The 12887-nt window shown below is 35.5% G+C and carries 9 protein-coding genes; all 9 read left to right on the forward strand.

Features of this window, described 5'->3' with window-relative positions; all coding sequences use genetic code 11:
* Positions 1-166 precede the first annotated feature (166 nt).
* The 9 genes from iolG (at position 167) to DWV06_RS16220 (ending at position 12774) form a co-directional block, all read left to right on the forward strand.
* Positions 167-1183 carry an inositol 2-dehydrogenase gene (iolG, locus tag DWV06_RS16180; protein ID WP_115483473.1) on the forward strand — a complete coding sequence of 339 codons (1017 nt, stop codon included), beginning with the start codon at positions 167-169 and terminating at the stop codon, positions 1181-1183.
* 279 nt (positions 1184-1462) lie between these two features.
* Complete coding sequence (locus DWV06_RS16185) at positions 1463-3652, forward strand: alpha-galactosidase (protein WP_115483232.1); 2190 nt, start codon at positions 1463-1465, stop codon at positions 3650-3652.
* A 69-nt stretch (positions 3653-3721) separates the two neighbouring features.
* Complete coding sequence (locus DWV06_RS16190) at positions 3722-4744, forward strand: LacI family DNA-binding transcriptional regulator (protein WP_115483233.1); 1023 nt, start codon at positions 3722-3724, stop codon at positions 4742-4744.
* A gap of 128 nt (positions 4745-4872) precedes the next feature.
* Positions 4873-6858: an excinuclease ABC subunit UvrB gene (gene uvrB, locus DWV06_RS16195; RefSeq protein ID WP_115483234.1), complete on the forward strand. Its 1986-nt coding sequence runs from the start codon at positions 4873-4875 to the stop codon at positions 6856-6858.
* 19 nt (positions 6859-6877) lie between these two features.
* Entirely contained in the window at positions 6878-9748 is a 2871-nt protein-coding gene (gene uvrA, locus DWV06_RS16200; protein WP_115483235.1) for an excinuclease ABC subunit UvrA, read from the forward strand.
* A gap of 53 nt (positions 9749-9801) precedes the next feature.
* Positions 9802-10494 (forward strand): ComF family protein, encoded by a 693-nt coding sequence (locus DWV06_RS16205; RefSeq protein WP_268877881.1) that lies wholly within the window; start codon positions 9802-9804, stop codon positions 10492-10494.
* 10 nt (positions 10495-10504) lie between these two features.
* The gene (locus tag DWV06_RS16210; protein WP_115483237.1) at positions 10505-10909 is read left to right on the forward strand and encodes a flagellar protein; all 405 of its coding nucleotides are present in this window, start codon (positions 10505-10507) and stop codon (positions 10907-10909) included.
* A 292-nt stretch (positions 10910-11201) separates the two neighbouring features.
* Positions 11202-12095 carry a HipA domain-containing protein gene (locus tag DWV06_RS16215; protein WP_115483238.1) on the forward strand — a complete coding sequence of 298 codons (894 nt, stop codon included), beginning with the start codon at positions 11202-11204 and terminating at the stop codon, positions 12093-12095.
* Positions 12085-12774, forward strand: coding sequence for an HIRAN domain-containing protein (locus tag DWV06_RS16220; protein WP_115483239.1), 690 nt, complete (start codon positions 12085-12087; stop codon positions 12772-12774). Before DWV06_RS16215 ends, DWV06_RS16220 begins: the two co-directional genes overlap by 11 nt.
* The last annotated feature ends 113 nt before the right edge of the window (positions 12775-12887 follow it).

Raw genomic sequence — 12887 nt, forward strand, 5'->3', positions numbered from 1 at the left:
GCACATAACCGAAAGATTCCGTATTTGAAAAGAAAATGTAGCAAGAATAGCGTAGTAAATATCAGGCAGATTTATTATAATGAATTTGTCGAATGCTATATTAAAAATAGCAAGAACTGAAAAAAATAGAAATATAAAATTAGTAAGGAGAAAGGAAGTAAAAATTATGGCAGAAGTAAAAATTGGTATTTTGGGTGCAGGTAGAATTGGTAAACTGCATGCTACAAATTTAGTAAATGCAGTTCCGGGTGCAAAAGTAGTAGCGATTGCAGATTTATTTATGAATGATGAAATAATTGATTGGGCAAAAGGATTAGGGATTGAAAAATGTACGGATAATCCTGATGATATTTTTAAAGATTCAAATATTGATGCAGTATTTATCTGCTCATCTACGAATACACATGCTGATTTTATTATAAAAGCGGCAGAAGCAGGACAACATATTTTCTGTGAAAAACCAATCCATACTGATCTTAATAAAATTGAAGAAGCAATTGCTGCTGTAGAAAAAGCAAAAGTAAAATTACAAGTAGGATTTGTACGTCGTTTTGACCACAATCATAAGAAAGTTAGAGATACTGTTGCATCTGGAAGACTTGGTGCACCGCATATTGTAAAAGTATGCTCACGTGACCCTGAAGCTCCTCCAATGTCATATGTAAAAGTATCTGGTGGTATTTTCATGGATATGATGATTCATGACTTTGATATGGTTCGTTACTTATCAGGAAGTGAAGTAACAGAAGTTTCTACATTTGGAACTTGTGTGATCGATCCTGAGTTTAAGAAATATGATGATGTAGATACAGCGATTGTTATGTTGAAATTTGAAAATGGTGCAATTGGCGTTATTGATAACAGCCGTAGAGCTGGTTATGGATATGACCAAAGAACAGAAGTTCATTGTGAAAAAGGTTGTGTACAAGTAAGCAATGATTTAAATGATACTTCAATGATTAGTACAGCGGAAGGTGTTATTTGTGAAAAACCAACTTGGTTCTTCTTGGAAAGATACAATAATGCATTCATTGCAGAATCAGTTGATTTTGTAAATGCGGTTCAAAATGATACAGATGTTCCTGTAGGTGGAATCGATGGATTGATGCCAGTTAAAATTGCTATGGCAGCAAAGAAATCTTTAGATGAAGGACGTCCTGTGAAAATCTCTGAAATAAAATAAAGCAAATACTATAAATATACTTATGAGAAAGACTACCTTGCAGAAATGCAAGGTAGTTTGTTTTTGCGTATTTAAGGTTTCATATAGATTCTGACCTATTAAATGATTGTAAGAAATTAATCAATTGTTAAGAAATATTTGATTGACATCCTGTTCAGTGTTGTGTTAAATATTAGCATAAGTTAAAATTAAGTTAAATTAATCTAAAACTAATTAAATTATGTTTCTTGAATGAGGATAGGAGTAGATCATTCATATTAACGTCTGGAGGTGCTGCGAATGGGAATACAATTTGATAAAAGTAATAAAATATTTAAATTAGATACTCAAAATACAACCTATATGATGGGAATGTCCGAAGAAGGATATTTAGGTCATATTTATTATGGAAAAAAACTTGAACGTTCCGGGGGTAAGTATTTACTTAGAATGGAGGAAGCGCCCTATACTCCAAGTAGTAATTTCAGAGATAAATCGTCCTTTTTGGACTTTTTTCCATCGGAATATCCTACTGGTGGAGTTGGTGATTACAGAGAGAGTTGTTTGAACATAAGAAATGAAAATGGCTGTATGGGATGTGAGTTACTTTATCATACCTTTGATATTTTTAAGGGTAAGCCTGCGCTAAAAGGCCTTCCTGCTTCGTTTGGTACAGAGAAAGAAGTAGTGACACTGCAAATTATATGCGTTGATGATGTTTTAAACTTAAGAGTAGAACTGTTTTATTCCGTTTTTAATGATTCAGATGTGATAACCAGAAGTGTGAGAGTGTCTAATGAAGGGCAGAAAACATTAAAAATAGAAAAAGTATATAGTGCATGTCTTGATTTGGAAAATCAAGAATATGAAATGATAAGTCTTCACGGTTCTTGGGCAAGAGAACGTCATATCCAAAGAAGCAAAGTTAATTATGGAAAACAATTGGTATCTTCTACAAAAGGGGAACCGGGACATCAGGAACATCCATTCATAGCATTGGTTAAACCTGAAACGAATCAAGAAAACGGTGAAGTATATGGAATGCATTTTGTATATTCTGGTAATTTTATTGGACAGGCAGAGCGTACTCAGTTTGATTTTATAAGAATGATAATGGGGATTCATTCTGATGAATTCACTTGGAATTTAAAACCGGGTGAAAGTTTCCAAACACCGGAAGTTGTCATGACATATTCTAGTGAAGGCTTGGGGAAAATGACGCGTTGCCTTCATGATTTTTATAGAAATCATATGATACGGAGTCCATACAAACATAAGAAGAGACCGGTTCTTATCAATAACTGGGAGGCGACATATTATGACTTTAATTCGGATAAGTTATTAGCAATTGCAAAGGAAGCCAAAAAAGCAGGAATAGAGATGCTTGTGATGGATGATGGCTGGTTTGGAGAACGAAACAGCGATAATGGTTCGTTGGGTGATTGGACCGTGAATACAAATAAGATAACTTCAGGTCTAAAAGATTTGGTGGAACGCGTAAATCAAATTGGGCTTGATTTTGGAATTTGGTTTGAGCCTGAAATGGTTTCGCCAAACTCAAATTTGTATCGTGAGCATCCGGAGTGGGCCATACAGATTAAAGGTCGTGAAACAACGCAGAGCAGGGGGCAGTATGTATTAGATTTATCAAATCCGGAAGTAGTGGATTATGCATATGAATGTGTAGCGAAAATTTTGAGAAGTGCGCCCATTTCTTATGTGAAGTGGGATATGAATCGTCAGTTGTGTAATTTGGGAAGCAGTTATTTGACAAGAGAATCGCAGCAGGAACTGTTTCATAAATATGTACTTGGTGTATATGAAATGCAGGAACGGTTAATCACAGAATTTCCATACCTTCTGTTAGAGAATTGTTCGGGAGGAGGGGCGAGGTTTGACCCCGGTATGTTATATTATAGCCCTCAGATTTGGTGTTCAGATGATACGGATGCTGTCGAACGTTTAAAAATTCAGGAAGGAACAGCGATGATATATCCTCTGTCTGCAATAGGAGCTCATGTAAGTGATTGTCCGAATCATTCGGTAGGGAGAATCACACCGTTTATGACAAGAGGGCATGTAGCGTTAGCCGGAAGCTTTGGATATGAGCTTGATATTACTAAAATATCAAAAGAAGATAAAGATATGATACCAAAGCAAGTGGAAATGTATCACAAATATCATGATTTGGTTAGTGAAGGGGATTATTATCGAATATCTTCCTGGTCCGAAAATCATTGTTATGACTGTTGGAGTGTTGTTTCTAAAAATAAACAGGAAGTTTTGGTGACATATGTTCAGGTGCTCGGTGCGCCAAACAGCCATAGCAGAAGAATACTTCTGAAGGGCTTGGATCTAAATGCAGACTATTCTTTAGAAGGGACAGAAGAAATATATACAGGTGAACTTTTGGTCAATGCCGGCTTTTTAGTTAGAAGCATATGGGGCGATTATCAAAGCAGATTGTATCATTTTATTCGTTTGGATTAATTTGACAAAGATTAATTAAAAAAATATAATAATGTTAAATTTATAAAATGAATAAGTACGAGGGATAATATGGGCAAAGTTAGATTGGCGGATATAGCCGAAAAAGTGGGTGTCAGTGCCGTAACGGTACATAATGCTTTGGCAGGTCATAAAGGTGTTAGTGACGAAATGAGATTTCGCATACAAAAAGAAGCGGAAAGTATGGGGTACCAACAACCGGTTCCATCAGTTAAAAAAAAGATAAATGGTTTGACACAGGAGGATATAAAGATTGGTGTAATTATTGCGGAAAATTACCTGGCTCAATATGCGACATTTTATTGGAAAATGTATCAAGAACTGACAATTGCTGCGAGTGAAAAAGGATGCTTTACTATGGTAGAAGTGTTGAAAAAGGAGAATGAAAAACTTACCCTGCAATTACCAAAAGTCGTAACAGATCAAAGTATAGAAGGACTTATTATAATTGGAGAGATCGATAAAAAATATATTGCAAAGTTAAAAAGATGTATTCAGATTCCTATCGTGTTCTTGGATTTTTATGATAAAATTTTAGCGAAAGATGCAGTAATCACTGATAATTTTTATGGGATGTATCTGATGACTGAATTATTATTTGAGCAGGGAATGGAAGACATTGGTTTTGTTGGTTCTATTTATGCCACCAGTAGTATTATGGACCGGTATTGTGGTTTCATGAAGTCGATGCTGGAACATAAAAAAAAGATATGGCCGGAGTGGTTAATAGAAGACCGTGACGAATTTGGACAGGTAAAGTTTGAGCTTCCTCAAAAGCTCCCTAAAGCATTTGTGTGTAATTGTGATTTAGCTGCAGGAATCTTAGTGCAGAAGTTAAGTGAGAAAGGATATCGCGTACCGGAGGATATTTCAATAGTCGGCTTTGATAACTATTTGTATCCGGGACTTGCAGATATGAAAATTACAACTTATGAAGTCAACACAAAAGCAATGACTAAAGTAGCTTTAAATAAAGTTCTGAAACAGATTAAAAGTTCAAAAGCAGGTAGAGGGCTGGACATCGTATCAGGTCATATGGTGATAAAGCAAAGTGTGAAGATGAAACAGATATAAGGCAGGTGGCATAAGTCACCTGTTTTATTTGTTTAAAATGCGAACATTTGTTTGCAATCAAATATATCCTATGCTATAATCGGAGTTGAGCATTAGATTAGGTTAAATGAACGGAGGTATACAATTTTATGGATCATTTTAAATTAGTATCCGAATACCAGCCTACCGGTGATCAGCCTCAGGCGATAGAACAATTGGTGAAGGGATTTGAAGAAGGGAATCAATTCCAGACACTGCTGGGTGTTACCGGTTCCGGCAAGACTTTTACCATGGCGAACGTTATCCGGAAATTGAATAAACCAACTCTTATTATCGCTCATAATAAGACCCTTGCAGGACAGCTTTATGGAGAATTCAAGGAATTTTTTCCTGAGAATGCGGTAGAGTATTTTGTTAGTTATTATGATTATTATCAGCCGGAAGCGTATGTTCCGTCTTCCGATACTTATATTGCAAAAGACTCTTCCATTAATGAAGAGATAGATAAACTCAGACTGTCTGCTACAGCAGCTTTGGCAGAGAGAGAAGATGTGATTATCATATCCAGCGTTTCCTGCATCTATGGTTTGGGAAGTCCTATAGATTATAAAAATATGATGTTATCATTAAGACCGGGCATGATATATGACCGAGATGATGTGATACGGAAATTAATTGATATACAGTACAACAGAGCAGATATAGACTTTAAAAGAGGATCTTTTCGTGTAAGGGGAGATGTAGTGGAGATTTTTCCGGCAGACTACAGTGAAACAATCATACGAGTAGAATTTTTTGGAGATGAAATAGATCGTATTACTGAAATTGATGTTTTGACAGGGGAAATCAAAGCCAGTTTAGAACACATTGCAGTATTCCCGGCTTCTCATTATGTTGTGCCCAAAGAAAAAATCATGCAAGCTGCAGGTGTCATAGAGAAAGAGCTGGAAGAACAGGTGAAATATTTTAAAAGTGAAGATAAATTATTAGAAGCTCAAAGAATAGCGGAACGTACCAATTTTGATATAGAGATGTTAAAAGAAACAGGATTTTGTTCTGGTATAGAGAATTATTCCAGACATTTATCGGGAGCTGCGCCAGGAATGCCGCCGCATACTCTAATAGACTATTTTCCTGAAGAATTTTTGATTATTGTCGATGAGTCTCATATTACGATACCTCAGATCAGGGGAATGTATGCAGGAGACCAGTCAAGAAAGAGTACTCTGGTAGATTATGGATTCAGACTTCCTTCGGCGAAAGATAATCGTCCATTGAATTTTGAAGAATTCGAAGGGAAGCTCGATCAAATGCTTTTTGTTTCAGCTACTCCTTCCAAATATGAAGAAGAGCATGAAATGCTAAGGGCAGAACAGATTATACGTCCAACAGGATTGTTAGACCCTCAGATTGATGTCAGAAAGGTAGAAGGCCAGATTGATGATTTGATAGGTGAGGTTAATAAGGAGATTGAACAGAAAAATAAAATTCTTGTGACTACGTTAACAAAGCGTATGGCAGAAGATCTGACCGCGTATATGCGTGAAGTTGGAATTCGTGTGAAATATCTTCATTCAGATATAGATACTTTAGAAAGGGCAGAGATCATAAGAGATATGCGCCTGGATGTTTTTGATGTCCTGGTAGGAATCAATCTTTTGAGAGAAGGACTGGATATTCCGGAAATATCGCTTGTTGCTATTTTAGATGCTGATAAAGAAGGGTTCCTACGCTCAGAAACATCTTTGATTCAAACGATTGGACGAGCAGCCAGAAATGCTCAGGGACGAGTTATTATGTATGGTGATTCAATCACTGATTCTATGAGGACTGCGATTGATGAAACGAATCGTAGAAGAAAAATCCAAGAAGAATATAATAAAGCTCACAAAATTACGCCTCAGACCATACAGAAAGCAGTTAGGGATTTGATCAGCATATCCAAGAAAGTTGCCAAAGAAGAATATGAAATGAAGAAAGATCCTGAGTCTATGGACAAACAGGAATTAGAAAAACTTCTAAAGGATATCACAAAACAGATGAAACAATCGGCAGCAGAGTTGAATTTCGAAGCAGCTGCCGAGTTAAGAGACAAAATGGTGGAGCTAAAGAAAGTATTACGAGATTTAGAGTAGGAGAAAGAATGGTAGTCAGATGAATAATAATAATGATAAACAATATATAAAAATCAGAGGAGCCAATGAACACAATTTAAAAAATATAAATTTAGATATACCAAGAGAGGCGTTTGTAGTACTTACGGGCTTGAGTGGTTCCGGAAAGTCTTCCCTTGCATTTGATACTATATATGCGGAAGGGCAGCGTAGGTATATGGAATCTCTATCTTCTTATGCCAGGCAGTTCCTGGGACAGATGGAAAAACCGAATGTTGAACGGATTGATGGACTTTCTCCGGCTATTTCGATAGATCAAAAGTCTACCAATCGAAATCCGCGCTCTACAGTTGGAACGGTAACAGAGATTTATGATTATTTCAGACTTCTATATGCCAGAATCGGAGTACCGCATTGTCCGAATTGTGGGAAAGAAATAAAAAAGCAGACTGTGGATCAGATGGTGGATCATATTATGGAATTGCCAGAAGGGACAAAAATACAGTTGCTTGCACCGGTAGTCAGAGGACGCAAAGGGGAACATGTCAAACTGTTCGAACAGGCTAAGAAGAGCGGTTACGTCCGCGTGAATGTAGATGGAAATTTATATGAACTTTCAGAAGAAATTAAATTAGACAAAAATATAAAACATAATATTGAAATTGTAGTAGACCGTCTGATTATTCGTCAGGGTATTGAAAAAAGGTTGACGGATTCCATTGAAAATGTACTGGATCTGGCAAACGGACTTTTATTAGTTGATGTTCAAGGTCAAGAACCAATACGTTTTAGCCAGAGTTTTTCCTGTCCGGACTGTGGAATTAGTATCGATGAAATTGAGCCGAGAAATTTTTCTTTTAATAATCCATTTGGAGCCTGCCCGGATTGTTATGGTTTAGGTTACAAAATGGAATTTGATGAAGATTTAATCATACCGAATAAGAGTTTGAGCATTAATGAAGGCGCTATTGTTGTAATGGGCTGGCAGTCCTGTACAGATCCATCTAGTTTTACTTATGCGATTTTGAAAGCATTATCAGAGGAATATCAATTTGATTTGGATACACCATTTGAAGAATTAAGTTCTAAAGTTAGGGATGTACTGCTTCATGGAACACGGGGAAAAGAAATGAAAGTTTATTATAAAGGTCAACGTGGAGAAGGTGTATATGATGTAGCTTTTGAAGGAATTGTTAAAAATGTGGAGCGAAGATACAAAGAGACCGGTTCAGATACGATGAAACAGGAATATGAAAGTTTTATGAGAATTACACCTTGTAAAGAGTGTGGCGGACAGCGGTTGAAAAGAGAATCCTTAGCAGTGACGGTATCTGGGAAGAATATTGCTGAAGTGACTGATATGTCCATAGGAAGCCTTCATCAGTTTCTTTCGCAGATGCAATTGACACCTCAACAAGAAATGATTGGGAAACAAGTGTTGAAACAGATTCGGGCACGTATTGGATTTTTAATTGATGTAGGATTAGATTATCTTGCGCTGTCAAGAGCTACGGCCACGTTATCAGGTGGAGAAGCTCAAAGAATCCGTTTGGCCACTCAGATCGGCTCCGGTTTGGTCGGCGTAGTATACATTTTAGATGAACCCAGTATTGGACTCCATCAAAGGGATAATGATAAACTTCTGAATACCTTAAATAATCTAAAAAATCTGGGAAATACCTTAATTGTGGTAGAGCATGATGAAGACACCATGCTGGCTGCGGACCATATTGTTGATATCGGACCGGGAGCCGGAGAGCATGGCGGTGAAGTTGTAGCACAGGGAACACCGGATGAAATTATGAATGTAGAAGAATCCATTACAGGAGCATATCTTAGTGGCAAAATTAAAATGGCGGTTCCGGAAGTAAGAAGGGAACCTAATGGCTATTTGGAGATAAAAGGTGCCGGTGAAAATAATTTAAGAAATATAAAAGTGAAAATTCCATTAGGAATAATGACATGTGTAACAGGTGTTTCCGGATCGGGAAAAAGTTCTTTGATTAATGAGATTTTATATAAACGTTTGGCAAGAGATTTGAATCGTGCACGGACCATACCAGGTAAACACAAAAGTATGGAAGGTATTGAACAGTTAGATAAAGTAATTGATATTAATCAGGCACCAATAGGGAGGACGCCTCGTTCCAATCCGGCTACGTATACCGGAATATTTGACCAAATTCGGGATTTGTTTGCTTCAACTCCTGATGCAAAGGCAAAAGGTTATAAAAAAGGCCGCTTTAGTTTCAATGTAAAAGGCGGAAGATGTGAAGCGTGCGGCGGAGATGGAATTATCAAAATAGAAATGCATTTTCTTCCGGATGTATATGTGCCGTGTGAAGTATGTGAGGGAAAACGTTATAATCGTGAAACCTTGGAAGTTAAATATAAAGGGAAAAACATATATGATGTGCTTAATATGACGGTAGAGGAAGCACTTGGCTTTTTTGAAAATGTACCATCGATTCACAGAAAAATAAAGACGTTGAATGATGTTGGATTGTCATATATTAGATTGGGTCAGCCATCTACGACTCTTTCAGGAGGGGAAGCCCAAAGAATTAAACTTGCAACAGAGTTGAGTAAAAGGAGCACAGGGAAAACTATCTATATTTTAGATGAACCTACGACAGGATTACATTTTGCTGATGTTCATAAGTTGATTGAGATATTACGGAGATTATCAGAGGGAGGGAATACAGTAGTAGTAATTGAACATAATTTAGATGTTATTAAGACAGCAGATTATATTATAGATATGGGACCCGAAGGCGGAGATGGCGGCGGCTTGGTAATAGCAGAAGGGACACCGGAAGAAGTTGCAAAGTGTAAAAAATCATATACAGGACATTATGTAGCGAAATATTTGAAAAAGGATAAAGAAGAAAGAAGAAGTTCAAGAAAGTGAGGTAGTATTTAACGAAAATTAAAATTAATAATAGGACGATAGTAGAAAATATAATCTCTTGGGTATTTCCCGGGAGATGTCCTATATGCCACCGTATTGTCAGTCAAAAAGGGAAAAAGGTGTGCAAGGAATGTGAAAAAAAACTAGAATATATTAAGGAACCACGTTGTAAAAAGTGTGGAAAAGCAATAGATAATGATATAAAAGAATACTGTTTCGAATGTGAAATGAAAGAACATGATTTTACACAGGGAAGAGGAGTATTTGTATATCAGGAAGAGATGAAGCAATCTATCTATCGATTCAAGTATAGGAATAAAAGGGAGTATGCTGATTTTTATGTGGAAAAAATTGCTGAAGAGTATAGAGAATGGATTTTCTCTTGCAGACCGCAAGTTTTAATTCCTGTTCCTCTTTATAAATTTAAAAAAAGACAAAGAGGATTTAATCAAGCTGAAATTTTGGCAGATAAACTAGGAAAAGTGCTTAATATTCCAGTAGAATCCAATTTGGTGATCCGATGTAAGAAAACGATACCACAAAAAGAGCTTAGTGAAAAAGAAAGAAAAAATAATATGAAAAATGCTTTCAAAATCACACAAAGTGCGGTAAAATTAAAGAGGGTAATGTTAGTAGATGATATATATACTACAGGGAGTACGATTGATGAGGTGGCTAAAATACTAAAAAAGTCTGGGGTAGATGAAGTCTACTTTATTGTTGTCTGCGTCGGGCGAGGATATTAGGAGGTAGCTTATGGATGTGCGTAATTGTAGGGAATGTGGAAGGTTATTTAATTATATAGGTGGAATTAAGTTATGTCCCGATTGTATAGAAGCGTTAGAAAAGAAATTTGCGGATGTTAAGGAATACATTTATCAAAATGAGAACTGCGGTATTCGCGAAGTTTCTGATGCTGTTGGCGTATCTGTTGCACAGATAAAGCAATGGGTAAGAGAAGAAAGACTTATCTTTTCGAGCAAAGCCGGAAGCGTTATTGAGTGTGAGTTATGTGGCGCACCTATTGTCACAGGAAAGTATTGCCAAAAGTGTAAGGATAATATGCAGAAACAACTTACTAGTGTTATGGATCATCCGACAGTGGAGAAATCACGCAAAGCAGTAAGAGATAAGGATCGTATGCGTTTTTTGGATAAATAAAGAATGAAAGGGGCTGTCCACTAGCTGATAAAATCAGCTGTGCCCAGCCCCATTTTCATGCCTATTTTAAATGATTTGGTTTTTATTCCTAGTAGAACATATCATTAGTGACGTTTGTACGTAATCTAATGAATAATAAATACGTGAGAAGTACGTTTTTATGGACAAAAGTTAATTTATAATGAATGCGATAGAATTAATATATAAAAATGGGGTGATGGATTGAAAAATAAGTGAAGATAGTATATACAATATCTGAAATATCATTATATAAAGAGGCAGGTGAATTGAAGTGAAAGATTTTTCTTTTTGGGAAGAATATGAAGGAACATCAGAAGGTAGTGGTCGAAGTGAAAAAATTTGGCTGATAAATCCTGACACAGGACAAACAGGACTGTTTAAATATAAAAAAGATGAAAATACTACTGATCATGTTTCTGAATGCTTGGCTTACCATCTAGCACAATTAGTTGGAATTCCATGTGCAAAATTTGAATTAGGTGTTTATTTTGATAGAGAAGGTTCCATGAGCTATAATATAATTAAAAATAAAGATGAAATACTGATAGAGGGAATAAGTTTTCTGAATTATGAATATCCACATTATAATCCAGAAAAATTTATTGATGTTAAAAGTGGAGCAGTATACTCGTTAGAAATGATAGAGAAAGTAATGAGTAAATTTATAAATTTTATTGATTTTTTAAAAATACCAATTTTTGATTATTTAAGTGGAAATTCAGATCGTCATCAAAGTAACTGGGCTATTTTAGTAAAAGGGATTAGAAAAACATTTTCACCTTTATATGATAATAGTTCATCTTTATGTGCATATTTATCAGAAAATCAAATTAGAGGATATTTGGGAAATGATAAACTTAGATGGAGATCTTTAGTTCAAACTAAGTCTAAATCTTTGATTAGGAGAACAATAGATGAAAAAGAAAGACCAACGCACCTTGAAATGATGCAATATATTAAGGATAAGTATTATGACGAAACAAAAGACTTCGTAAAAAAAATAGTTACTGTGATGACTAAAGAAAATATTTGTGATATACTAAATCGATATACGGATGTTGAATTGAAAAGAAATAAAAAAATCATTATTGAAAAGTTTCTATTAGATAAAACTAATGATTTGAAAGTTTTATACTTTGGAAAGGAGGAGGAAAATGTCGATTAAAAACGGTAAAGATTACTTGTACTTAGTATGGAAGTCTGATTCCACGCGAAGACAATATATTATTGGTCAACTTTCAAAAAATGGACAATATGAATTTCAGTATTGTGGAGAGGTTCAGAGTGCTATAGAAGCCGGATTTACTCTACTTATTCCTTTTCCAGATATTAATACACTATATAGTAATAACGTATTGTTTCCAGTTTTCTCTAGCCGTTTGCCAGATAGAAAACGAAAAGATATTGTTACTATTTTAAAAAAATATGATTTAGAAAAGTATGATGCGTATGAGTTCTTAAAAAAGAGTGGGGCTAGGTTACCTATTGATAATTTACAATTTATAGATCCTATTTTAGATTTTAACACCTCTTTTAAAAGAAGATTTTATATGGCGGGTGTAAGACACTATTTGGGGTGTGATGGAGAAGAGTGTGAAAATACAATTAATGTAACACGTGGAGATGAGGTCTTTCTAAGAAAAGAACCATACAATAGTTTTGATTCTCATGCTATTCAAGTTATAAATGAAAATCAAAAACTTTTAGGGTATATTCCAAGATATTATAGTGATGCTTTTACTAGAATTATTAATGAAGGAAGAAATATTAGCTGTTATGTTACTAATGTTGATAAAAATAAATGTTGTAGTGAGTGTATTACTTTGACTGTTACAGTGAATTAAATTATATAATTGATATAAACCTAACCAAATTAGTTGAAAAATGTGCAAGTCAAAAGCCATCCCAGTAATGTTTACTTATAACGAGGATGGCTTTTATGTGCCTTATAGGACGG

The organism is Anaerosacchariphilus polymeriproducens (genome assembly GCF_003363435.1).
GTDB classification, from domain to species: domain Bacteria; phylum Bacillota; class Clostridia; order Lachnospirales; family Lachnospiraceae; genus Anaerosacchariphilus; species Anaerosacchariphilus polymeriproducens.